This is a genomic window from Streptomyces sp. NPDC002176, from assembly GCF_044903645.1.
In the GTDB taxonomy this organism is placed as follows: Bacteria; Actinomycetota; Actinomycetes; order Streptomycetales; family Streptomycetaceae; genus Streptomyces.
In genome coordinates this window covers 465532-488747 of the sequence record NZ_JBJDQW010000006.1, presented here as the reverse complement: position 1 = coordinate 488747, position 23216 = coordinate 465532, and the positions used below count along the sequence as shown (strand labels likewise).

Annotated in this window: 23 protein-coding genes; 7 read left to right on the top strand and 16 right to left on the bottom strand. The window is 71.0% G+C overall.

Features of this window, described 5'->3' with window-relative positions; genetic code table 11:
• The first annotated feature begins 69 nt into the window (after window positions 1-69).
• Window positions 70-1341, top strand: a complete 1272-nt coding sequence (locus ACI2LY_RS27890; RefSeq protein WP_404709540.1) for an LCP family protein — start codon at window positions 70-72, stop codon at window positions 1339-1341.
• 60 nt (window positions 1342-1401) lie between these two features.
• Here the strand turns inward: ACI2LY_RS27890 and ACI2LY_RS27885 are convergent, their stop codons facing one another.
• A complete protein-coding gene (locus ACI2LY_RS27885; RefSeq protein WP_389006831.1) occupies window positions 1402-2562 on the bottom strand; it encodes an acyl-CoA dehydrogenase family protein in 1161 nt (386 codons plus the stop codon).
• 190 nt (window positions 2563-2752) lie between these two features.
• On the opposite strand from ACI2LY_RS27885, the gene ACI2LY_RS27880 reads away from it, so the two are divergent.
• Window positions 2753-4096 carry a UDP-glucose dehydrogenase family protein gene (locus tag ACI2LY_RS27880; protein ID WP_404709539.1) on the top strand — a complete coding sequence of 448 codons (1344 nt, stop codon included), beginning with the start codon at window positions 2753-2755 and terminating at the stop codon, window positions 4094-4096.
• Window positions 4097-4203: 107 nt separating this feature from the next.
• Here the strand turns inward: ACI2LY_RS27880 and ACI2LY_RS27875 are convergent, their stop codons facing one another.
• A complete protein-coding gene (locus ACI2LY_RS27875) occupies window positions 4204-4710 on the bottom strand; it encodes a CGNR zinc finger domain-containing protein (RefSeq protein WP_404709538.1) in 507 nt (168 codons plus the stop codon).
• Window positions 4711-4794: 84 nt separating this feature from the next.
• Here ACI2LY_RS27875 and ACI2LY_RS27870 point away from each other — a divergent pair, with 84 nt between their 5' ends.
• The gene (locus ACI2LY_RS27870; protein WP_404709537.1) at window positions 4795-5154 is read left to right on the top strand and encodes a VOC family protein; all 360 of its coding nucleotides are present in this window, start codon (window positions 4795-4797) and stop codon (window positions 5152-5154) included.
• Between the two features lie 13 nt (window positions 5155-5167).
• On the opposite strand, the gene ACI2LY_RS27865 is transcribed toward ACI2LY_RS27870, so the two are convergent.
• From ACI2LY_RS27865 to ACI2LY_RS27855, 3 genes are all read right to left on the bottom strand, one after another.
• Window positions 5168-5428, bottom strand: coding sequence for a Txe/YoeB family addiction module toxin (locus ACI2LY_RS27865; RefSeq protein WP_030814381.1), 261 nt, complete (start codon window positions 5426-5428; stop codon window positions 5168-5170).
• A complete protein-coding gene (locus ACI2LY_RS27860) occupies window positions 5425-5697 on the bottom strand; it encodes a type II toxin-antitoxin system Phd/YefM family antitoxin (RefSeq protein ID WP_389006819.1) in 273 nt (90 codons plus the stop codon). Before ACI2LY_RS27860 ends, ACI2LY_RS27865 begins: the two co-directional genes overlap by 4 nt.
• Window positions 5698-5780: 83 nt before the next feature.
• Window positions 5781-6140: a MerR family transcriptional regulator gene (locus tag ACI2LY_RS27855; protein ID WP_376120249.1), complete on the bottom strand. Its 360-nt coding sequence runs from the start codon at window positions 6138-6140 to the stop codon at window positions 5781-5783.
• Window positions 6141-6195: 55 nt separating this feature from the next.
• Here ACI2LY_RS27855 and ACI2LY_RS27850 point away from each other — a divergent pair, with 55 nt between their 5' ends.
• On the top strand, window positions 6196-7272 hold the full coding sequence (locus ACI2LY_RS27850; RefSeq protein ID WP_404709536.1) for an alkene reductase: 1077 nt from the start codon (window positions 6196-6198) through the stop codon (window positions 7270-7272).
• Here ACI2LY_RS27850 and ACI2LY_RS27845 read toward each other — a convergent pair.
• From ACI2LY_RS27845 to ACI2LY_RS27835, 3 genes are read right to left on the bottom strand one after another with little or no spacing between them, the layout of a single operon-like run.
• Window positions 7269-8456 (bottom strand): dipeptidase, encoded by a 1188-nt coding sequence (locus ACI2LY_RS27845; protein ID WP_404709535.1) that lies wholly within the window; start codon window positions 8454-8456, stop codon window positions 7269-7271. The genes ACI2LY_RS27850 and ACI2LY_RS27845 overlap by 4 nt on opposite strands.
• Window positions 8457-8462: 6 nt before the next feature.
• Complete coding sequence (purE, locus tag ACI2LY_RS27840) at window positions 8463-8984, bottom strand: 5-(carboxyamino)imidazole ribonucleotide mutase (protein ID WP_161147975.1); 522 nt, start codon at window positions 8982-8984, stop codon at window positions 8463-8465.
• Window positions 8981-10120 carry a 5-(carboxyamino)imidazole ribonucleotide synthase gene (locus ACI2LY_RS27835; RefSeq protein ID WP_404709534.1) on the bottom strand — a complete coding sequence of 380 codons (1140 nt, stop codon included), beginning with the start codon at window positions 10118-10120 and terminating at the stop codon, window positions 8981-8983. The genes purE and ACI2LY_RS27835 overlap by 4 nt, the downstream gene beginning before the upstream one ends.
• A gap of 196 nt (window positions 10121-10316) precedes the next feature.
• Between ACI2LY_RS27835 and ACI2LY_RS27830 the strand changes: the two genes are divergently transcribed.
• Window positions 10317-10811 carry a GtrA family protein gene (locus ACI2LY_RS27830; protein WP_404709533.1) on the top strand — a complete coding sequence of 165 codons (495 nt, stop codon included), beginning with the start codon at window positions 10317-10319 and terminating at the stop codon, window positions 10809-10811.
• Window positions 10812-10819: 8 nt separating this feature from the next.
• Here ACI2LY_RS27830 and ACI2LY_RS27825 read toward each other — a convergent pair whose 3' ends face one another.
• Entirely contained in the window at window positions 10820-12097 is a 1278-nt protein-coding gene (locus tag ACI2LY_RS27825) for an ATP-binding protein (RefSeq protein WP_389006807.1), read from the bottom strand.
• A gap of 129 nt (window positions 12098-12226) precedes the next feature.
• Complete coding sequence (locus ACI2LY_RS27820) at window positions 12227-12904, bottom strand: response regulator transcription factor (protein ID WP_389006804.1); 678 nt, start codon at window positions 12902-12904, stop codon at window positions 12227-12229.
• A 493-nt stretch (window positions 12905-13397) separates the two neighbouring features.
• On the opposite strand from ACI2LY_RS27820, the gene ACI2LY_RS27815 reads away from it, so the two are divergent.
• Window positions 13398-14903 (top strand): peptide MFS transporter, encoded by a 1506-nt coding sequence (locus ACI2LY_RS27815; RefSeq protein WP_404709532.1) that lies wholly within the window; start codon window positions 13398-13400, stop codon window positions 14901-14903.
• An 82-nt stretch (window positions 14904-14985) separates the two neighbouring features.
• Here ACI2LY_RS27815 and ACI2LY_RS27810 read toward each other — a convergent pair whose 3' ends face one another.
• Entirely contained in the window at window positions 14986-15549 is a 564-nt protein-coding gene (locus tag ACI2LY_RS27810) for an ATP-binding protein (protein WP_401637617.1), read from the bottom strand.
• 296 nt (window positions 15550-15845) lie between these two features.
• A complete protein-coding gene (locus ACI2LY_RS27805) occupies window positions 15846-16223 on the bottom strand; it encodes an STAS domain-containing protein (protein WP_389006795.1) in 378 nt (125 codons plus the stop codon).
• Window positions 16224-16467: 244 nt separating this feature from the next.
• Between ACI2LY_RS27805 and ACI2LY_RS27800 the strand changes: the two genes are divergently transcribed.
• Complete coding sequence (locus tag ACI2LY_RS27800) at window positions 16468-17373, top strand: RNA polymerase sigma factor SigF (protein WP_404709531.1); 906 nt, start codon at window positions 16468-16470, stop codon at window positions 17371-17373.
• A 102-nt stretch (window positions 17374-17475) separates the two neighbouring features.
• Here ACI2LY_RS27800 and hutI read toward each other — a convergent pair whose 3' ends face one another.
• The 4 genes from hutI to hutU all read right to left on the bottom strand — a co-directional run bounded on the left by hutI (window position 17476) and on the right by hutU (window position 23094).
• Window positions 17476-18651, bottom strand: a complete 1176-nt coding sequence (hutI, locus tag ACI2LY_RS27795) for an imidazolonepropionase (RefSeq protein WP_404709530.1) — start codon at window positions 18649-18651, stop codon at window positions 17476-17478.
• A 59-nt stretch (window positions 18652-18710) separates the two neighbouring features.
• Window positions 18711-20048, bottom strand: coding sequence for a formimidoylglutamate deiminase (locus ACI2LY_RS27790; RefSeq protein ID WP_404709529.1), 1338 nt, complete (start codon window positions 20046-20048; stop codon window positions 18711-18713).
• The gene (locus ACI2LY_RS27785; RefSeq protein WP_404709575.1) at window positions 20045-21247 is read right to left on the bottom strand and encodes an allantoate amidohydrolase; all 1203 of its coding nucleotides are present in this window, start codon (window positions 21245-21247) and stop codon (window positions 20045-20047) included. The genes ACI2LY_RS27790 and ACI2LY_RS27785 overlap by 4 nt, the downstream gene beginning before the upstream one ends.
• A gap of 182 nt (window positions 21248-21429) precedes the next feature.
• Window positions 21430-23094 carry a urocanate hydratase gene (gene hutU, locus ACI2LY_RS27780; RefSeq protein ID WP_404709528.1) on the bottom strand — a complete coding sequence of 555 codons (1665 nt, stop codon included), beginning with the start codon at window positions 23092-23094 and terminating at the stop codon, window positions 21430-21432.
• Window positions 23095-23216: the final 122 nt, after the last annotated feature.

Below are 23216 nucleotides of genomic sequence, written 5' to 3'. Positions count from 1 at the left end.
CAACAGAGGCGCTCCGATTTTCCGACAACCCTTGTAAGGCAACGGTCGGCACCCTGCACACTGGGGCGCATGAATGACTGGCCCGAGGGATGGTCCGACGACGAGCGCGGCCCCCGCTACGGACGCGGCAGCGCCGGTGCGCAGCCGGAAGCCCCGCGCGTGATGCGGCAGGTACGCCGCCCGGCCGCGCCTCCCGGCCCCGGTGCGCCGCAGTACGGCGGCGGGGTGCCGAGGCAGCCGTCGTACGTCGACGGCCAGGGCCATGACGGCTACGACAGCGGTTACAACACCGGCCAGGTCTACGGCGGTGGCGGCCCGGGCGGCCCCGGGGCCCCCACCGGCACCCGCGGACCCCGTCCGGCGCCCAACTGGGGCCGCCGGATCAAGGTGGGCACGATCACCCTGGCCGCTGTGCTGCTCGTCACCTCGGTGGCCACCTACTTCTGGGCCGACTCCAAGCTGAACCGGGACGTCGACCTGTCCCAGGTGATCGACCGCCCCGCGGAGGGCGAGGGCACCAACTACCTCATCGTCGGCTCCGACAGCCGCAAGGGCATGACCAGCGAGGACAAGAAGAGACTCCACACAGGGTCGGCCGACGGCCAGCGCACGGACTCGATGATGATCCTGCACGTCGGCTCCAACGGCGACACCCTGATATCGCTGCCCCGCGACTCCGACGTGATCGTCCCCTCCTACAAGGGCTCCACCTCCGGCAAGGTCTACCCCGCGAGCGGACGGCACGCGAAGCTGAACGCGACGTACGCCGAGGACGGCCCGACCCTGCTGACCCGGACCGTGGAGTACAACACCGGGCTGCGCATCGACCACTACGTGGAGATCGGCTTCGCCGGTTTCGCCAACATCGTGGACGCGGTCGGCGGCGTCGACATCAAGATCGACAAGGGCTTCAAGGACAAGTACTCCGGCGCCGACTTCCAGGCGGGCGAGCAGACCCTCAACGGCGAGCAGGCCCTCGCCTTCGTCCGTACCCGGCACGCCTTCGCCGCCTCCGACCTGGAGCGGACCAAGAACCAGCAGAAGTTCCTCGCGGCGCTGGCCCACCAGGTGGCGACCCCGTCGACCGTGCTGAACCCCTTCAAGTTCTATCCGACGATGGGCGCGGGCCTGGACTCCCTCAGCGTCGACAAGGACATGGGCCTGTTCGACCTGGCCTCGATGTTCTGGGCGATGAAGGGCGTCAACGGCGGCGACGGCACGTCCCTGAACATGCCCGTCTCCGGCTCCTCCGGCGGCAACCTCGTCTGGGACAAGGCGAAGGTGAAGACGCTGGTCGACCAGCTGAAGAACGACGAGAAGGTCACCGTCACGGGCAACTGAGCCCGTACATGCCGAAGGCGCCACCCCCGCTCGGCCGGGGAGGCGCCTTCGTCGTACCGGCTACTTCGGCAGGTTGCGGGCCATCACGACGCGCTGGACCTGGTTGGTGCCCTCGTAGATCTGGGTGATCTTGGCGTCGCGCATCATGCGCTCGACCGGGTAGTCACGGGTGTAGCCGTAGCCGCCGAGGAGCTGGACGGCGTCCGTGGTGACCTCCATCGCCACGTCCGAGGCGAAGCACTTGGCGGCCGCGCCCTGGAAGGTGAGGTCGGCGTCGCCGCGCTCGGAGGCGGCCGCGGCCTGGTAGGTCAGGGCGCGGGCGGCGGCGATCTTCATCGCCATGTCGGCCAGCATGAACTGGATGCCCTGGAAGTCGGCGATCGGCTTGCCGAACTGCTTGCGCTCCTGGACATAGCCCTTGGCGTAGTCCAGGGCGCCCTGGGCGACACCGAGGGCCTGGGCGGCGATGGTGATGCGGGTGTGGTCCAGCGTCTTCATCGCGGTGGCGAAGCCGGTGCCCTCCTCGCCGATCATGCGGTCGGCGGGGATGCGGACGTTGTCGAGGTAGACCTCGCGGGTCGGGGAGCCCTTGATGCCGAGCTTCTTCTCCGGGGCGCCGAAGGAGACACCCTCGTCCGACTTCTCGACCACGAAGGCGGAGATGCCCTTCGAGCGCTTCGTCGGGTCGGTGACCGCCATCACCGTGTAGTACTCGGAGACGCCCGCGTTGGTGATCCAGCGCTTCACGCCGTTGAGCACCCAGAAGTCGCCGTCGCGGACCGCCTTGGTCTTCATGCCCGCCGCGTCCGAACCGGCGTCCGGCTCGGAGAGGCAGTACGAGAACATCGCGTCGCCCTTGGCGAGCGGGCCCAGGTACTTCTTCTTCAGCTCCTCGGAGCCGGAGAGGATCACCGGGAGGGAACCGAGCTTGTTCACGGCCGGGATCAGCGAGGAGGACACGCAGGCGCGGGCCACCTCCTCGATCACGATGACCGTGGCGAGCGCGTCGGCACCGGCGCCGCCGAACGCCTCCGGGACGTGGACCGCGTGCAGGTCGCCCGCGACCAGGGCGTCCAGCGCCTCCTGCGGGAAGCGGGCCTCCTCGTCCACGGCGGCGGCGAACGGCGCGATCTTCGCCTCGACCAGCGAGCGGACGCTGTCGCGGAGCATGTCGTGCTCCTCGGACGGGCGGTACAGGTCGAAGTCAGCCGATCCGGCCACGGTCTCTCACGCTCCAAGGACACTGTGAAACTGACGCTAATTACCGTTAAGTAACTGAAGTTTAGTTGGCCGCTCCCGGCCCGCATAGGTGAGCTTGACGACAGCGGGGGATTTCCCCCGGCCGAGACACCCCGTGGGGCACGACTATGCTCGGGGGCCGCATCATCGACGTACCCCGGCTGGAGCACCCATGAGCCTCAAGATCACCGTGATCGGCACCGGCTATCTCGGCGCCACACACGCCGCGGCCATGGCCGAACTCGGCTTCGAGGTGCTGGGGCTCGACGTGGTCCCCGAGAAGATCGCGATGCTGGAGCGGGGCGAGACCCCGATGTACGAGCCCGGCCTCGACGAGCTGCTGCGCGCGCATGTCGCGGGTATCGAGGGCTCGACCGGACGGCTCCGGTTCACCACCGACTTCGCCGAGGTCGCGGAGTTCGGCGACGTCCACTTCGTCTGTGTGAACACCCCGCAGAAGCACGGCGAGTACGCCTGTGACATGAGCTACGTCGACTCCGCGATCGCCTCCCTCGCCCCGCATCTGCGCCGCCCGGCGCTGGTCGTCGGCAAGTCGACGGTGCCGGTCGGGTCGGCGGAGCGGCTCGCCGCCTACCTCGCCGCGCACGCGCCCGCCGGGGCCGACGCCGAGCTGGCGTGGAACCCGGAGTTCCTGCGCGAGGGCTTCGCCGTCCAGGACACCCTGCACCCGGACCGGATCGTGGTCGGCGTGCGCGGGGAGCGGGCGGAGAAGCTGCTGCGCGAGGTGTACGCGACGCCGCTCGGCGAGGGCACCCCCTTCGTGGTGACCGACTTCCCGACCGCCGAGCTGGTGAAGACGGCCGCGAACTCCTTCCTCGCCACCAAGATCTCCTTCATCAACGCGATGGCCGAGGTGTGCGAGGCCGCCGACGGCGACGTGGTGAAGCTGGCGGAGGCCATCGGGCACGACGACCGGATCGGGAAGAAGTTCCTGCGCGCCGGGATCGGCTTCGGCGGCGGCTGTCTGCCCAAGGACATCCGGGCGTTCATGGCGCGCGCCGGTGAGCTGGGCGCGGACCAGGCGCTCACCTTCCTGCGCGAGATCGACTCCATCAACATGCGCCGTCGCGGGCAGATGGTGGAGATGGCGCGGGAGGCGCTCGGCGGGGGCTCGTTCCTCGGCAAGCGGGTCGCGGTGCTCGGCGCCACCTTCAAGCCCGACTCCGACGACGTCCGGGACTCGCCCGCGCTGAACGTGGCGGGCCAGATACACCTCCAGGGCGGCCAGGTCACGGTGTACGACCCGAAGGGCGTCGAGAACGCCCGCAGGCTGTTCCCGACGCTGGGCTACGCCGAGTCGGCACGGGAGGCGGTACGGGGCGCGGACGTGGTGCTGCACCTGACGGAGTGGCGGGAGTTCCGCGAGCTGGACCCGGCGGAGCTGGGCGAGGTCACGGCGGCCCGGGTGCTGCTGGACGGGCGTAACGCGCTGGACCCGGTGCCGTGGCGCGAGGCCGGGTGGACGTACCGGGCGATGGGCCGGCCGACCGCGTAACCCGCTGTTCCACGACGCCGGTTCGGCCGAGGCTCAGTCGGCCGAACCGGCGTCTGTGCGCATTGTGCACCACCTGGCCGGGCGGCGGCCGGTCAACCCCCCGGCTCTTACCTGTCCTTGGCGCGGTAGCGGCGCATCTTCGCGCGCGCCCCGCACACCTGCATCGAGCACCAGCGGCCCCGCCCGGCGGGGCTGCGGTCGTAGTACGCCCAGTGACAGGTCGGCGCCTCGCACGCCTTGAGCCGCTGCCAGGTGCCCTCGACCAGCGCCCCGGCGACGGCCGCGGCGACCCGCGAGAGCAGCGGGCCGGTGTGGGCGGGGGTGAGGGCGGCGGAGCCGTCGGTGTCGTCGACGGCGACCAACAGCGGGGCGCGGGCCAGCAGTTCGCCGAGCGGGGAGACCGTGGCGTGCGGCGGGTGCCCGGCGTGCGCGAGGAGGGCGGCGCGCAGCGACTCGCGCAGCGCGCGGGCGGTGTCCAGCTCGCCGTCACCGATGCCGAGGCCCACGCGGCCCTCCTCGGTGTCGAGCGCGTCCCGGCCGCTCTCGAGGTCCAGGGTGTTCACCAGGGACTCCACCAGGGCGAGGCTGCCCGGCGCGGCCGATCTCTCACTCATGCTTGCGACGTTACCCCTCATGCGGGACCATGAGGTAACCGTTACCGGTTGCTCTGTTTTACGAGTAACTCCGAGGAGGAAGTCATGGCTCTCGCCGAGCTGGGCGCGGTCGTCCTGGACTGTCCCGACCCTGAGGCACTGGCCGGTTTCTACGCCGAGATCCTGGGCGGCACGGTGGAGGGCGACGCCGACTGGGTCGACCTGCGCACCCCCACCGGCCAGACCGTCGCGTTCCAGCGCGCCGAAGGCCACGTCCCCCCGGCCTGGCCCACCCCGGACGCCTCCCAGCAGTTCCACCTCGACCTCACGGTCCCCGACCTCGACGACGCCGAGAAACAGATCCTCACCCTGGGCGCCAAGCCCCTGGACACCAACACCCCCACCCGCACCTGGCGCGTCTACGCCGACCCGGCGGGCCACCCGTTCTGCCTGTGCGCCTGCTGAAGCCTCCGGCGGTTCAGCCGTAGTGGTACCGGGCCTTGAGGATCTTCACTTCCTTGTCGTCGGCCCGGTACACCAGCCGGTGCTCGTCGTCGATCCGACGGGACCAGTAGCCGGACAGGTCGGCCTTGAGCGGCTCCGGCTTGCCGATGCCGGTGAAGGGGTCCCGCTGGATCTCCGCGATGAGCCGGGTGATCCGGCGCGCCATCCGACGGTCGGCGGCCAGCCAGAAGAGGAAGTCCTCCCACGCGTCGGGGTCGAAATGGACGCTCCTCACTCCTCACCCGCCAGCTCACGCAGTTCGTCCAGCGACTTGGTGACGGCGCCGGACGCCGCCTTGTCGCGGGCGACCGCCTCCATCAGCCGCCGGGCGTTCGCGGGTGAACGCAGCAGGTACACCGTCTCCTGCCAGGACTCGTAGTCCTCGGCGGACATCAGCACCGCGTCCCCGCCCCGCGAACTGATGCGGACCGGCTCGTGATCGTCGTTGACGCGCTTGATCAGGGGAAACAGATCCCGACGTGCCTCACTGGCGCTTATGGTCATGGTCCGTCGCCCTTCCCTGGTGGTACCGAGAACCGGTACTTCAGTTGTACCACCATCCGGTACCGCACCGCGCCGCGAGAACGTCACTCGCCCCCCGCCGCCTCGATGACCTCGTCCAGGGTGTCCCTGGTGCGGTGGAGGTCGGTGATCAGGCGGTCTATGCGGGTGCGTTCTTCGGTGAGGTCGGCGAGGAGGCGGGGGGTGGCCTGGGCGGAGGGGCCGCCGTCCTGGTCGCGCATGCAGGGGAGGAGGTGGCGGATGCGGTCGCTGTGCAGGCCGGCCGCGTACAGCTCCTGGATGCGGACCACGCGGTCGACGGCGGCCTCCGGGAACTCCCGGTGGCCGCCCGCCGTGCGCTCGGCCGCGAGCAGCCCCCGGCTCTCGTAGTAGCGCAGCGACCGCTCACTCACGCCGGTGCGACGGGCCAGTTCACCGATCCGCATGTGCGTCCCCCCGGGGCTTGAACCTGACATCAATGTCAGCTTCTACGGTACGGCCATGACGGACTTCCTGACCCCGGCCCGGCTCGGCCAACTCGCCCTCCCCCACCACCTGTTGATGGCCCCGCTCACCCGCAACCGCGCGGAGCCGGACGGCACCCCGACCCCGCTCATGGCGGACTACTACGCCCAGCGCGCGTCCGCCGGGCTCATCATCGGCGAGGCCGCGACCCCGAACGCGGTCGGCCAGACGTACCCGGACATCGCCGCGCTGCACACCGACCGGCACACCGACGGCTGGCGCAAGGTCACCGAGGCGGTACGGGCGACCGGTGGGCACATGTTCCTCCAGCTCCAGCACGGCGGCCGGGTCAGCCACCCGGCGACGACGGGGCTGACCCCCGTGGCGCCCTCGGCCGTACCGCTGCCGGAGACGATCTTCACGCGGCAGGGGCAGTTGCCCGCCCCCGTGCCCCGCGCGATGACGCACGATGACATCCGCACCACCGTCGCCGACTTCGCGTCCGCCGCCCGGCGGGCGATCGACGCGGGGTTCGAGGGCGTGGAGGTGCACTCGGCCAACGGGCATCTGCTCCACCAGTTCCTCGCCGGGAACACCAACCGCCGCACCGACGCCTACGGCGGCCCGCCCGAACAGCGGGTGCGCTTCACCGTGGAGGTGACCGAGGCGGTGGCCGACGCGATCGGCGCCGAGCGGACGGGCGTACGGATCTCACCGGGCGGCACGGTCAACGGCATCCAGGAGGACGACACCGCCGCCCTGTACCGCGCGCTGGTGCACCGCCTGCGCGGCCTGGGCCTCGCCTATCTGCACGTGGTCCGCGCCGACCCCGGCGACGAGGTGTACCGGCGGCTGCGCGCCGACTGGCCCGGCACCCTGATCGGCAACCCGGTGCTGACCGACCTCACCACCGAGGCGGTCGCGCGGGCGGCGCGCGAGATGCTGGCCTCCGGCGCGGACCTGGTCGCCCTCGGGCGCCCCTACATCGCCAACCCGGACCTGGTGGCCCGCCTGCGCCGGGGCGCCCCGCTCAACCCGCTCCGGGAGCGGTACCTGATGTACGTGGGCGGGGCCGACGGCTACACCGACTACCCCGCCCTCGCGGACCGCTAGCCGTCCAGCGACTCGATCGTCGCGGTGGATGCCGGGCGGGCGGCGCGCTCCTCGCGGGCGACGTCCTCCGCCGCGCCCAGGACACGGACCGCGTTCTGCCAGGTCAGCTTGGCGAGGTCCGGCTTGGACCAGCCGCGGTCGAGGAGCTCCGCGACCAGGTTCGGGTAGCCGGAGACGTCGTTGAGGCCGTCCGGGGTGAACGCGGTGCCGTCGTAGTCGCCGCCGATGCCGAGGTGGTCGATCCCGGCGACCTCGCGCATGTGGTCGAGGTGGTCCGCGACCGTGGAGACGGTGGCGACGGGACGCGGGTGGCGCTCCTCGAAGTCCCGGTGGACCTTCATGCCCTCCTCGGTGGTGTCGAGGTGGTGCAGACCGTGCGCGCGCATGTTGTCGTCGGCGGCGGCCGTCCAGTCCACGGCGGTCTGGAGGACGAACTTCGGCACGAAGGTCACCATCGCCATGCCGCCGTTGCCGGACAGCCGCTCCAGCACGTCGTCCGGGATGTTGCGCGGGTGGTCGCAGACGGCACGCGCGGAGGAGTGCGAGAAGATCACCGGCGCCGAGGTGGCGTCCAGCGCGTCCCGCATCGTCGTCGCCGCGACGTGGGAGAGGTCGACCAGCATGCCGAGCCGGTTCATCTCGCGGACGACCTCGCGGCCGAACGCGGTCAGACCCCCGGCCTTCGGCTCGTCGGTCGCGGAGTCCGCCCAGTCCACGTTGTCGTTGTGGGTGAGCGTCATGTAGCGGACGCCGAGCGCGCACAACGCCCGCAGCGTGCCGAGGGAGTTGGCGATGGAGTGGCCGCCCTCGGCGCCCATCAGGGAGGCGATCCGGCCGGAGGCGCGGGCCGCCTCCATGTCGGCGGCGGTCAACGCGGGCGCCAGCTCGGCCGGGTACCGCTCGATCAGCCGGGTCACACAGTCGATCTGCTCCAGCGTGGCGGGCACCGCGTCGGGCAGGTCCGACCGCACGTACACCGACCAGTACTGCGCCCCGACCCCGCCCTCGCGCAGGCGGGGCAGGTCGGTGTGCAGATGCGCGCCCTGGTCACCGGCGATGTCCCGCGCGGCCAGGTCGTAGGCGACCTGTTCCCGCAGCGCCCACGGCAGGTCGTTGTGGCCGTCGACGACGGGGAACTCCCGCAGCAGCGCGCGGGCCTGGTCCAGAGAGTCCGGAGAGGTCATCCGCGTCTACTTCCCGAATCCGAAACCGGCCGAACCCTCGACCTTGGCGCGCAGGCGCTTGCCCTTCTCCGTGGCCTGGTCGTTCAGCTCCTGCTGGAAGTCGCGCATGCGCTGGAGGAGGTCCTCGTCGTGCGCGGCGAGCATCCGGGCGGCCAGCAGACCGGCGTTGCGGGCGCCGCCGACGGAGACCGTGGCGACGGGCACACCGGCGGGCATCTGGACGATGGAGAGCAGCGAGTCCATGCCGTCGAGGTACTTCAGCGGCACCGGCACACCGATGACCGGCAGCGGCGTCACCGAGGCGAGCATGCCGGGCAGGTGGGCGGCGCCGCCCGCGCCCGCGATGATGGCCTTCAGCCCGCGCTCGGCGGCCTGCTCCCCGTACGCGACCATCTCGCGCGGCATCCGGTGCGCGGAGACGACGTCCACCTCGTAGGGGATCTCGAACTCGTCGAGGGCCTTGGCGGCGGCCTCCATGACGGGCCAGTCGGAGTCCGACCCCATGACGATGCCAACAACGGGGCTCATTCGGTGATCGTGCCCTTCAGATAGCCGGCTGCGTGACGGGCGCGCTCCAGCACGTCGTCCAGGTCGTCGCCGTAGGTGTTGACGTGACCCACCTTGCGGCCGGGCTTTACGTCCTTGCCATACATGTGGATCTTGAGCTGGGGGTCGCGGGCCATGCAGTGCAGGTACGCGGAGTACATGTCCGGGTAGTCGCCGCCGAGCACGTTGACCATGACCGTCCACGGCGCGCGCGGGCGCGGGTCGCCGAGGGGGAGGTCGAGGACCGCGCGGACGTGGTTGGCGAACTGCGAGGTGATCGCGCCGTCCATCGACCAGTGGCCGGAGTTGTGCGGGCGCATCGCCAGCTCGTTGACGAGGACACGGCCGTCGCGGGTCTCGAACAGCTCCACCGCGAGGTGTCCGACGACACCGAGCTGCTTGGCGATGTTCAGCGCCATCTCCTCGGCCCGCAGCGCGAGACCCTCGTCCAGGTCGGGCGCGGGCGCGATCACGGTGTCGCAGACCCCGGCGACCTGCCGGGACTCCACCACCGGGTAGGCGACGGCCTGGCCGTGCGGGGAGCGGACGACGTTGGCGGCCAGCTCGCGGACGTAGTCGACCTTCTCCTCGGCCAGCACCGGCACGCCCGCCCGGAAGGGCTCGGCGGCCTCGGCCTCGGAGTCGACGACCCACACGCCCTTGCCGTCGTACCCGCCACGCACCGTCTTGAGGACGACGGGAAAGCCCTCGCCCTCGGCGGCGAACGCGGCCACGTCGGCCGGGTCGCGCACGATGCGGTGGCGCGGGCAGGGCACGCCGATCTCCGTGAGCTTCGCGCGCATCACGCCCTTGTCCTGGGCGTGCACGAGCGCGTCCGGCCCCGGCCGGACGGGGATGCCGTCCGCCTCCAGAGCCTTGAGGTGCTCGGTCGGCACGTGCTCGTGATCGAAGGTGATCACGTCACAGCCGCGCGCGAACTCACGCAGCGTGTCGAGGTCGCGATAGTCGCCGATGACGACTTCGCTCACGACCTGCGCCGCGGAATCCTGGGGAGTGTCACTGAGGAGCTTGAACCTGATGCCCAACGGGATGCCCGCCTCGTGCGTCATACGCGCGAGCTGCCCCCCGCCGACCATGCCGACTACCGGGAACGTCACCCCTCTAGCGTATCGGCCGTCGGGACCGCTCCGGACGTCCGGCTTCCCGGCACCCCGGGCGCGCATCTCTTACCCGCCCCTTGCCCGCCTCTTGCCGACCCGTTTCCCCGTCGGGGCCGGGTGCGCGGGCACGGGAGGGACGGCGTGGATAGCATGGCGGGGCCGAGAAGAACCTATGGACGGGAGCTGCACAGCCATGGAACGTCGTTCCTCGGGGCTGCAACGGCTCGCCCGTGAGGTGGCCAAGTTCGGCGCGGTCGGAGGAGCCGGGGTCCTGGTCAACCTCGGTGTGTTCAACCTGGTCCGGCACGTGTCCGACCTGCCCGTGGTCCGGGCCAGCATCATCGCCACCATCGTGGCCATCATCTTCAACTACCTGGGCTTCCGCTACTGGACGTACCGGGACCGCGACCGGGGCGGGCGCCCGCGGGAGCTGATGCTGTTCCTGGTGTTCAGCGCGATCGGCCTGGTGATCGAGAACGGGGTGCTGTACCTCGCCACCTACGGGTTCGGCTGGGACAGCCCGGTGCAGAGCAACGTCTTCAAGTTCGTCGGCATCGGCGTCGCCACGCTGTTCCGCTTCTGGTCGTACCGCACGTGGGTGTTCCGCGCGCTGCCCAGCGGCGGGGGCGAGGAGCCGGTGGCCCGGCACGAGCCGGAGAACCCAGAGAACTCGGCGCGGGTGCGCTGAGGCCCGGTTCAGCGGACCGTGGGCTCCTGGCCGTCGCCCTTGTCCTTGTGGGCGGGGGCGGTGCGGGAGAGGAACAGTCCGAAGACCGGTGGCTGCGTCTGGAGCAGCTCCAGCCGTCCGCCGTCCGCCTCGGCGAGGTCGCGGGCGACGGCGAGGCCGATGCCGGTGGAGTTGCGGCCGCTGATGGTCCGCTCGAAGATCCGCGCGCCGAGGTCGGCGGGGACGCCGAGGCCCTCGTCGGTGACCTCGATCACGGCCTGGTTGCCGGTGACCCGGGTGCGCAGGGCGACGGTGCCGCCGCCGTGCATCAGCGAGTTCTCGATCAGCGCGGCCAGTACCTGCGCGACGGCGCCGGGTGTGCCGACCGCCGTCAGGTGCCGCTTGCCGGAGCTGACGATGGCCCGGCCCGCGCTGCGGTAGGCGGGGCGCCACTCGGCGAGCTGCTGCTGGATGACCTCGTCGAGGTCGAAGGTGACGGCGGAGCCGGTACGCGGGTCGCGTGAGTTGGTCAGCAGCCGTTCCACCACGTCGGTCAGCCGCTCCACCTGCGCCAGCGCGATGGTGGCCTCCTCCTTCACCGTCTCCGGCTCGTCGGTGAGGGTGATCTCCTCCAGCCGCATGGAGAGCGCCGTGAGGGGCGTACGCAGCTGGTGGGAGGCGTCGGCCGCGAGGCGCCGTTCGGCGGTCAGCATGCGGCCGATGCGCTCGGCGGAGGAGTCCAGCACGTCGGCGACCCGGTCCAGCTCGGGGACGCCGTAGCGCTTGTGCCGGGGGCGGGGGTCGCCGGAGCCGAGGCGTTCGGCGGTCTCGGCGAGGTCGGTGAGCGGGGAGGCGAGCCGGTTGGCCTGGCGTACGGCGAGCAGGACGGCGGCGATCACGGCGAGCAGGGCGACCAGGCCGATGATCAGCAGGGTGCGGCCGACCTCGCGGGTCACGGCGGAGCGGGGCTCCTGCACGGTGACCGTCTCGCCCTCCTCGCCGTGCTGCGTGGAGTGGATGACGTCGCCCTCGGGCTTGCTGCCGATCTCGATCGGGGCCCGGCCGGGCATCTTGATCACCGCGTACTGGGTCTTGCTGACCGGGTTGCGCAGCACGTCGGCGTTGACGTTCTCGGCGGCCAGGATGCGGCTGTCCACGATGCTGGCCAGCCGCACCGCCTCGGACTCCACCCGCTCCTGGGCGCTGTTGCTGATCGTCCGGGTCTCCACGATCACCAGCGAGACCCCGAACACGGCGATCACCACCAGCACGACGGCGAGCGTGGACTGAATGAGACGACGGCGCACGGGTTCCCTCCGGGACTACTGAGAACCCCCAGTGTCCCTTGCCTTTCAGGGGCGCGGGGAACTGCGCGACCGGCCACGACGCCGGGTCGGTCGCCGACGCTCCCGCAGCCCCTCCCCGGAAGGCGAACCTCAGCTCTTCTCGAACCGGAACCCCACACCCCGCACCGTGGCGATGTACCGGGGGTTCGCCGCGTCATCACCCAACTTCTTACGCAGCCACGAGATGTGCATGTCCAGCGTCTTGGTGGAGGACCACCACGTCGTGTCCCACACCTCGCGCATGAGCTGGTCCCGGGTCACCACGCGGCCAGCGTCCCGCACCAGCACCCGCAGCAGATCGAACTCCTTGGCCGTGAGCTGGAGCTCCTCCTCGCCCATCCAGGCGCGGTGCGACTCGACGTCGATCCGCACCCCGTGCGTGGCCGTCGGCTGCTGCGGCTCCGCCGAGCCGCGCCGCAGCAGGGCCCGGACCCGGGCCAGCAGCTCGGCGAGGCGGAAGGGCTTGGTGACGTAGTCGTCGGCGCCCGCGTCGAGGCCCACGACGGTGTCCACCTCGTCGGCCCGCGCGGTCAGGATGAGGATCGGCACGGTGTGGCCGTCGGCGCGCAGTCGGCGGGCGACCTCCAGGCCGTCCATGCCGGGCAGGCCCAGGTCCAGCACGACGAGATCGACACCACCCTGGAGTCCGGCGTCGAGCGCGCTGGGGCCGTCCTCGCGCACCTCGACCTCGTAACCTTCGCGGCGCAGAGCGCGGGCCAGCGGCTCCGAGATGGACGCGTCGTCCTCGGCGAGCAGTACACGGGTCATGAGCTGATGGTAGACCGCCCGCGCGGGGGACCGGGGCGTGGTCGGCAGCACCGCTCTTACCTTTGTACCCTGCATGTACAAACCAGTGCCGCTGGGATGCGATCGTGGAAGAGACCTTGGAAACAGGTCGCGCGGTTCCCCTGATACCTGTGATCCGTGTCTCAAGTCCTTCCATATCCGGCAGTGTCCTGCCGTATGGTGACCTGAACGCCTGTAGCACACCGGGGGCCTTTGGCGGGTACATGACGCCATGGGTCCTTTTTCTGTGCGGGCTGACGAAGATCAGCCTTGAAAGGAATGACCTCTGGCCGGGCTCTCGACGCAGTGACGCGTCGGAGCGTGGATCCCGGTGGTCGCCGTCCTCCGCTCTCGATGCGTATCGACGCGGGAACCCCCAGGGCGTGGGGGTGGACGCCCGACCCTGCCGGTGCCGGCCGCACCCCCACCGGGCGCGCAGCGCTCCATCGCGCGTCCCGATCAGCAAGGAACGACCATGGCGTCCAGCCTGACGAAGGACTCGGTCCGCCCGGAGACCCCGGGTACCGAGAAGACCTTCTTCGGCCACCCCCGAGGCTTGGCCACTCTCTTCATGACCGAGATGTGGGAGCGGTTCTCCTACTACGGCATGAGGGCCCTGCTCCCGCTGTACCTGGTCGCTCCGGGCGGCCTGCACATGAGCGCGGGCACCGCGACGGCGATCTACTCGGTGTACCTGTCGCTGGTGTACCTGCTCGCCCTGCCCGGTGGCTGGGTCGCCGACCGCCTCCTCGGCCCCCGCAAGACGGTGGCCGTCTCCGGTCTCATCATCATGCTCGGCCACCTGTGCCTGGCGCTGCCCGTCTCCGCGAGCTTCTTCGTCGGTCTGGTCCTGGTCGCCATCGGTTCGGGTCTGCTGAAGGCCAACATCTCGACGATGGTCGGCCACCTGTACAAGGGCGTGGACGACCCGCGCCGCGACGGTGGCTTCACCCTCTTCTACATCGGCATCAACCTGGGCGCCTTCATCGCTCCGCTGGCCATCGGCACGGTGGGCGAGAACGTGAACTGGCACCTCGGCTTCGCGCTGGCCGCGCTCGGCATGGCGCTCGGCCTGATCCAGTACATGCTGGGCGGCCGTCACCTCTCCCCGCAGTCCAACGAGGTCCCGACCCCGCTGACCGCCGAGGAGAAGAAGTCCACGCTGCGCAAGGGCCTGATGTGGCTCGCCATCGCCGCGGTCTTCTACGCCCTGGTGGGCGGCACCGGCCACTTCACGCTGAACTGGGCGCTCATCCCGCTCACGATCATCGGCCTGGTCGTCCCGATCCTGGTGATCGCCCGGATCTACCGCGACAAGGACCTGGAGCCCGCCGAGCGCTCGAAGGTCGGCGCGTACGTCTGGTTCTTCGCCGCCGCCGCCGTGTTCTGGATGATCTACGACCAGGGTGGTTCGACCCTGTCGCTGTTCGCCGACAGCTCGGCCAAGAACACCATCGCGGGCTGGGGCTTCCCGGTCTCCTGGTACCAGTCGGTCAACCCGATCATGATCATGGCGCTGGCCCCGGTCTTCGCCTGGCTGTGGCTGTGGCTGAACCGGCGCGGCCAGGAGCCGAGCACCGCCGTGAAGTTCTCCGTCGGTCTGGTCCTGATCGGCGCGTCCTTCTTCCTCTTCCTCGCTCCGCTGTCGATCGCCGAGGGCGGTCACAAGGCCGCGGCGATGTGGCTGGTGGCGATCTACTTCGTGCAGACCGTCGGTGAGCTGGCGCTGTCGCCGGTGGGCCTGTCGGTGACCACGAAGATGGCGCCGAAGAAGTACGCCTCGCAGATGATGGGTGTCTGGTTCCTCGCGGTCACCGCGGGCGACTCGATCACCGCCCTGCTGTCGAACCCGGCCGTCGGCGGGGTCAACCTCGACAAGATGGGCTTCGTCTGCCTGGAGGCGATCCTGGCCGTGGTGGCGGGCGTCGCGGTCTGGATGTACCGCAAGAAGGTCAAGGCCCTGATGGGCAGCGTCAACTGACCTGATCCCGCTCCGCTGGACGCACGAAGGGCCCCGCATCGGTGATGCGGGGCCCTTCGCCGTGGTCCGAGGACGCCGGGGCTCAGGCCGGGGCGGCCAGTTCCGCCCAGACCGTCTTGCCGGGCTGGTCGGGGGTGCGTACGACGCCCCAGTCCAGGCAGAGGCGCTGCACGATGAACATGCCGTGACCGCCGGGGCGGCCCGCCTGGTGCGGGGTACGGGGTGCGGGCTGGCCGGTGCCCCGGTCGGAGACCTCCAGCCGGATCGCCTTCTTGTCGCAGGACAGGAACAGCTGGTCCGGTCCACCGGCGTGCAGACAGGCGTTGGTGACCAGCTCCGACACGACGAGGAGCACGTCCTCGGCGGCCGCCCGCTGCTCGGCGCCGTCCGCGGGCAGCCAGCCCCACGCGTACAGCGCCTGCCGGGTGAAGTCCCGGGCGAGCGGGACCACCCCGCTCTCACCGTCCAGGCTCAGTCTGCGGACCTGCCGTCCCCACGCCTCCGGCGCGCCGTCGGACGGCTCGGCGGGCGCGACGGCGCTCACGGCCGTCACGTCGTCCGATGCCTCGTCCGCTGCGGGCATGCCGGAAGCGCCGCTCGGCTCCGGGCCACCGTCGCCCGGCGAGTAGGGCCGGGTGGTGCTCATCAGCGCTTCACCTCACCGATCCACCAGTACACGATTCCAAAAGTCCGACTCCGTTTCGGTGCCGGACGGCCGGTTCACCGTCCGTCCGGTGTCCGCGTGCTGCCTCCGTCACCCTTCGGCGGTCCGCACTCGCCTCATACGTCGCGCCGGACCCCTTCCCCGGTTCCCGGCACGAGTCCGGCGGCGGGGCTGCCGAAAGGTTTCAGAGTGTCTCCTGCCCGACTGATCCCCCGGAACACCCCCGCTTTCACCCCGTGCTCGTGGAGCACCGGTGGAGAGAGGGTGTGCGGGAGGAGTCAGCCGGTCTCGCCCGACAGGGCGGCTTCCACGGAGTCGTGGACGGTGAAGACCGCCTCGGCTCCGGTGATCTCGAACACGCGCGCGACAACGGGCAGCATGCCCGCGAGGTGGACTCCACCGCCCGCCGCGTCCGCCTTGAGCCGCGCCCCGAGCAGGACGTTCAGCCCTGTCGAGTCGCAGAACTCCAGTCGCGAGCAGTCCACGACAAGTCGCGCGAAGCCCTTCTCGAGGAGGTCGTCGAGCGGCTCGCGCAGTAGATCGGCGGTGTGGTGATCGAGCTCACCGGCCGGCGTCACTACGGCGCTGGAGCCCTCTTCCCGCACCTCCACCAGAAGTCGGCCCGACTGTGCGCTGCCGACCGTCCCGTGGTCCATGCCGTCTCTCTCCCGAGGTCTTGGCTGCTGATGCCCTCGAACATTACGCCTTCCAGCCACACTTCGACACCCGAACAACCCCACAGAAACGGGCATATCGCCACAAACGACACTTGCGACCAGCTCACCGAAGCAGGTAGGGCTAGTACACACACATCCCTACACGCCGGCTTCGGAGGCGCCGCACACCGCAGTGCACGTATCGGCTTCGGCAGCCATATGCCGAGAACGATGGAGGACACCCATGTCACCCCGGCTCGACGGATCGCCTACCCACAAAGCGACGTCGACACCCCCACCGGACCAGCTGGACCACACCATCGACCCTCTCGACCCCCTCGACCCCCTGGCGGGGCTCCCCGAGATCCCGCCGTTCGACGAGGTCGGCCCGGTGGACGCGCGAGCCCTGTCCAAGACGCTCTTCGAGCGCCTGGAGTCCCTGGAGGAGGGCACGTACGAGTACTCGTACGTCCGCAACACCCTGGTCGAACTGAATCTGGCGCTCGTCAAGTTCGCCGCCTCGCGGTTCCGCTCCCGCAGCGAGCCGATGGAGGACATCGTCCAGGTCGGCACGGTCGGTCTGATCAAGGCGATCGACCGCTTCGAGATGTCGCGCGGCGTCGAGTTCCCGACCTTCGCCATGCCGACCATCATCGGCGAGATCAAGCGCTTCTTCCGTGACACCTCGTGGTCCGTACGCGTCCCGCGCCGCCTCCAGGAGCTGCGGCTCGACCTGGCGAAGGCCGGGGACGAGCTGGCCCAGCGGCTGGACCGCACCCCCACCGTCGCGGAACTGGCCGAGCGGCTCGGGCTCTCCCACGAGGAGGTCGTCGAGGGCATGGCGGCCTCGAACGCCTACACCGCCTCCTCGCTGGACGCCCAGCCCGCCGAGGACGACACCGAGGGCGCGCTCGCGGACCGCATCGGCTACGAGGACCACGGGCTCGAAGGCATCGAGTACATCGAGTCGTTGAAGCCGCTGATCGCCGAACTGGCGCCCCGCGACCGGAAGATCCTCTCCCTGCGCTTCGTGGCGGGCCTGACCCAGTCGGAGATCGGCGAGGAGCTGGGCATCTCCCAGATGCACGTCTCGCGGCTGCTGTCGCGGACGTTGGCGCGGCTGCGCAAGGGACTGACGCTGGACGAGTGACGGTGGGCGCCGCCGGAAGGCGGACCTTTCCCGCACGCGTGAGGCGGCCCGGCTGACGATGCCGGGCCGCCTCTTCCTGTCCGTCCCGTCTCTTCTCGCCTGTCAGACCAGCCGGGTACCGGCCCGCCAGACCCCTTCGACCAGCGGGACACCGGGGCGGTACGCCAGGTGGACATGGCTGGGGGCGTCCAGCAGCACCAGGTCGGCCCGGCCGCCGGGGGTGAGGCGCCCCACGTCGGTACGGCGCAGCGCGGCCGCCCCGCCCGCCGTGGCGGCCCACACGGCCTCGTCCGGGGTCATCCCCATGTCCCGCACCGCCAGCGCGATACAGAACGGCACGGACGAGGTGTACGACGAGCCGGGGTTGCAGTCCGTGGACAGGGCCACCGTGGCCCCCGCGTCCAGCAGGCGGCGCGCGTCCGGCCACTCGGCGCGGGTGGAGAACTCGGCGCCGGGCAGCAGCGTGGCGACCGTGTTGCCGCTGGCCAGCGCGTCCACGTCGGCGTCCGTGAGGTGGGTGCAGTGGTCGGCGCTGGCCGCGTCCAGCTCCACGGCCAGCTGGACGCCGGGGCCGTAGGAGAGCTGGTTGGCGTGGACGCGGGGGTGCAGGCCCTTGGCGCGGCCCGCGGTGAGGATCGCGCGCGCCTGGTCGCCGTCGAAGGCGCCCTTCTCGCAGAACACGTCGATCCAACGGGCGTGCGGGGCGCAGGCGTCCAGCATCTCGCCGGTCACCAGGGCGACGTACGCGGCCGGGTCCTCGGCCAGTTCGGGGGCGACGATGTGGGCGCCGAGGTAGGTCACCTCGTCGGTGTGGGCGGCCGCGAGGCGCAGGGCGCGGGACTCGTCCTCGACGGTGAGCCCGTAGCCGGACTTGGTCTCCATCGTGGTGGTGCCCTGGCGGAGCGCCTCGGCCAGGTGGCGGGCGAGGTTGGCCTCCAGTTCCGCGTCGGAGGCGGCGCGGGTGGCGGCGACCGTGGTGCGGATGCCGCCCGCGCTGTAGGCGCGGCCGGACATGCGGGCGTTGAACTCGGCGGTGCGGTCACCGGCGAAGACCAGGTGCGAGTGGGAGTCCACGAAGCCCGGCAGGACGGCCTTCCCACCGGCGTCGAGGCGATTGTCAGTGGCGGGTGCTTTCCTTGACTCACCGGCCCACACGACGCGTTCGCCGTCGATGACCAGGGCCGCGTCCTGGATGAGTCCGAGAGGGGAACCGTCACCGAGGGAGGGGTCGTTGGTGACCAGCGTGGCGATGTTGGTGATGGCGGTGCTGCTGCTCATGGTGTTCTCGGTGTCCTCAGAGGTGCCGGTGGGGGCGTCGGCGGGGGTGCCGGTGGGGGTCAGTCGCGCAGGGCGCCGATCGCGTCGGCGAGGGCGGCGGGCACGTCGGGCACGCGCGTGTGCGCTCCGTCCCGGACGATCTGGCGGCCGCCCACGACCGTGTGCCGGACGTCCGCCGCGTTCGCCGCGAATACGGCCGTCTCGGCGCCGAGCCGGGGCGGCGGTCCGGCCGTCCTGACCGAGTCCAGCGCGATGGTCGTGAAGTCGGCCAGCCGTCCGGGCTCGATGGCGCCCGCCTCCTGCCAGCCGAGTGCGGCGTGGCCGTCCTCGGTGGCGGCGCGCAGCAGCGCGGCGGCGGTCCAGTGGCCGCGGGTGCGGGTGCGCAGCCGCTCGTCCAGTTCCATGGCGCGCGCTTCTTCGAGCAGGTCGATGACGGCGTGGCTGTCGGAGCCGAGGGAGAGCGGGGAGCCCGCGCTCTGCAGGGCGACGGCGGGTCCGATGCCGTCGGCCAGGTCGCGTTCGGTGGTGGGGCACATGCAGGTGCCGGTGCCCGAGCCGCCGAGCAGCGCGATGTCCTCGCCGGTCAGGTGGGTGTTGTGCACGCCGGTGGTGCGCGGTCCGAGCACGCCGTGGTCGGCGAGCAGCCGGGCCGGGGTGACGCCGTGCGCGGCGAGGCAGGCGTCGTTCTCGGCGGTCTGCTCGGAGAGGTGGACGTGCAGTGGGGCCCGCCGCTCCTCGGCCCAGCCCGCGACGGTCGCCAACTGGGCGGCGGGGACGGCCCGTACGGAGTGGACGGCCGCGCCGATCCGCGCGTGATCCTGTTCCTTGAGAACTGAACAGCGTTCGGCCCAGGCGTCCGCGGTGCCGTCGGAGAAGCGGAGCTGATGGTGGTTGGGGGGCTCGCCGAAGCCCGCCGAGAGGTAGGCGGTGTCGAGGAGGGTGATGCGGATTCCGGCCTCGGCGGCGGCCGCGATGAGGGCCTCGCCCATGGCGTTGGGATCGGCGTAGGGGGTGCCGCCGGGGGCGTGGTGGAGGTAGTGGAACTCCCCCACGCAGGTGATCCCGGCGAGTGCCATCTCGGCGTACACCGCGCGGGCGAGGGCGTGGTAGGTCTCCGGGGTCAGCCGGTCGGCGACGGAGTACATCACCTCGCGCCAGGTCCAGAAGGTCCCGGAGCCGACCTGGACCGTGCCGCGCAGGGCCCGGTGGAAGGCGTGGCTGTGCGCGTTGGCGAGGCCGGGCAGGGTGAGGCCGCGCAGGATGTCGGCGCCGGGCGGCGGGGTGGGCGTGCCGGTGCGGACAGCCGTGATCCGGCCGTCCGCGACCTCGACGAGCACTCCCGGCTCGGCGTTGGTGCCGAGCCAGGCGTGCTCCAACCAGTAGGTTCCCTGGGTCACCTGCGGGTCAGTCCTTCCAGTACGTCGGCGAGGGCGCGCACCCCGGCCACGCAGTCGTCCTCGGTCGCGGACTCGGCCGGGGAGTGCGAGACCCCGGTGGGGTTGCGTACGAACAGCATGGCGGTCGGGACGGTCCCGGAGAGAATCCCGGCGTCGTGCCCGGCGCCGGTGCCCAGCACGGGCACCGTCAGCCCGGTGTCCCGGCCCAGCAGGCGGCCGAGTTCGTCGCGCAGGGCGTGGTCGAACTCGACGACCGGGGTGTAGGACTCCCGGACCACGTCCAGGTCGATGCCGTGGGCGTCCGCGTACTCCCGCGCGGCCCGTGTGATGCCGTCGAGCACCGTGTCCAGCGCCTCCTGGCCGGGGGCGCGGGAGTCCAGCCAGCCGCGCACCAGGGAGGGGATGGCGTTGACCCCGTTGGGCTCCACGGAGATCTTGCCGAACGTGGCCACCGCTCCCGCGAGTTCGGCCTCCCGGCGGGCGGCGAGCACCGTCTCGGCGTACGTCGGCATCGGGTCGCGCCGGTCCACGAGACGGGTGGTGCCCGCGTGGTTGGCCTCGCCCCGGAAGTCGAACCGCCAGCGGCCGTGCGGCCAGATGGAGCTGGCGATGCCGACCTGGTCGCCGGAGAGGTCCAGCGCACGGCCCTGTTCGACATGCAGCTCGACGAACGCGCCGATGCGGGCGAGGCGTTCGGGGTCGGCGCCGATGGTGTCGGGGTCGTGGCCCGCGGCCGCCATGGCCTTGGGCAGCGTGATCCCGTCGCCATCGGTGAGGAGGTGGGCCTGCTCGACGGTCAACTGCCCGACGGCCAGCCGGGAACCCACACAGGCGAGCCCGAACCGGGCCCCTTCCTCGTCCCCGAAGTTTACGATGCCGAGGGGGCGGTTCAACGGGACCTGCCGGGAACGGAGTTCATCCAGCGCCGCGAAGGCGGAGACGACACCCAGAGGGCCGTCGAAGGCCCCGCCATCGGGCACGGAGTCAAGATGCGACCCGGTGACAACGGCGTCCCCTTCGGCGGGGTCCCCGAGCCAGGCCCACTGATTCCCGTTCCGGTCAACCTCATAGGTCAGCCCGCGAGCCTCGGCCTGCTCCTTGAACCAGGCCCGACATTCGGCATCGGCGGGGGTCCAGGCGTATCGCCGGTAACCGCCGGAGTCCCGGTGCCGCCCGATGGGTGCCAGCTCCCGCCACATCTCGTGGAAAGAGCTGCCCACGGCAGGCTGACGGCCGTCACCCGCCCCAGGCTGTGGGCAGTCGTTCCGCAGGGCGTTGGGGGTCCCCCCTGCTCGAGCGGAGTCGAGAGCTTGGGGGAGGGTGGGCACAGCCGGACCCGAGGACGGCGACGTCCCCTCAGCCCCCACCGCAGAGCCGTCCCTCACGCGTCCCCACCCTCACGCATAGGCACCCGAACATCCCGCTCCTCGGCGACCGACTCCGCGATGTCGTACCCCGCGTCGACATGGCGAATGACACCCATACCGGGGTCATTGGTAAGAACCCGCCGAATCTTCTCCCCCGCCAGCTTCGTGCCGTCGGCGACACTCACCTGCCCCGCGTGAATGGACCGCCCCATCCCCACCCCACCCCCATGGTGAATGGAGACCCAGGACGCCCCGGAAGCCACATTCACCATGGCGTTCAGCAGCGGCCAGTCGGCAATCGCGTCGGACCCGTCCAGCATCGCCTCGGTCTCCCGGTACGGCGAAGCGACGGACCCACAGTCGAGGTGATCCCGCCCGATGGCCAGCGGAGCGGCAAGTTCACCGCTCGCCACCATGTCGTTGAACCGCTCCCCCGCCTTGTCCCGCTCCCCGTACCCGAGCCAGCAGATCCGGGCCGGAAGACCCTGGAAGTGCACCCGCTCACCGGCCATCTTGATCCAGCGGGCGAGGGACTCGTTCTCCGGGAACAGCTCCAGCAGCGCGCGGTCGGTCTTGGCGATGTCGGCCGGGTCGCCGGAGAGCGCGGCCCAGCGGAAGGGGCCCTTGCCCTCGCAGAACAGGGGCCGGATGTAGGCGGGGACGAAGCCGGGGAAGGCGAACGCGCGGTCGTAGCCCGCGAGCTGGGCCTCGCCGCGGATGGAGTTGCCGTAGTCGAAGACCTCGGCGCCCGCGTCCATGAAGCCGACCATCGCCTCGACATGCCGGGCCATGGACTCGCGGGCGCGAGTGGTGAACCCGGCCGGGTCCTTCGCGGCGGCGTCGGCCATGTCCTCGAAGTCGACGCCGACCGGGAGGTAGGCCAGTGGGTCATGGGCCGAGGTCTGGTCGGTGACGATGTCGATGGGGGCGCTCATGGCGAGGAGCTGCGGGACCAGTTCCGCCGCGTTGCCGAGGACGCCGATGGAGAGCGGGCGGCGGGCGTCGCGGGCCTCGGTGGCGAGCTGGAGGGCGTGCTCGAGGCTGTCGGCCCTCACATCGAGGTACTTGTGCTCGATGCGGCGCTCGATGGCGCGCGGGTCGACGTCGATGCAGATGGCGACGCCGTCGTTCATGGTGACGGCGAGGGGCTGGGCGCCGCCCATGCCGCCGAGTCCGGCGGTCAGCGTGATGGTGCCGGCCAGGGTGCCGCCGAACTTCTTCGTGGCGACGGCGGCGAACGTCTCGTAGGTGCCCTGGAGGATGCCCTGGGTGCCGATGTAGATCCAGGAACCGGCGGTCATCTGGCCGTACATGGTGAGGCCGAGGGCCTCCAGGCGGCGGAACTCCTCCCAGTTGGCCCAGTCGCCGACCAGGTTGGAGTTGGCGATGAGGACGCGCGGCGCCCACTCGTGGGTCTGCATGACGCCGACCGGGCGGCCGGACTGGACGAGCATCGTCTCGTCCTGCTTCAGCGTCCGCAGCGTGCGCACCATGGCGTCGAAGGAGCGCCAGTCGCGGGCGGCCTTGCCGGTGCCGCCGTAGACGACGAGCTTGTCGGGGTGCTCGGCGACCTCGGGGTCGAGGTTGTTCTGGAGCATCCGGAGGGCGGCTTCCTGCTGCCAGCCCAGGGCGCTCAGTTCCGTGCCGCGCGGTGCTCGTACGGGGCGGGGTCCCGACATCGTGTGCTCCTCCTGTTGCTGTCGCTATTCACATAGTCCAGTCGTGAATAGAGCTAGTCAATAGGTTCCAGGTGCCATCGCCCGCGCGTCGGGAATGTTTGGCTGGAACCAGTGAACGGGGG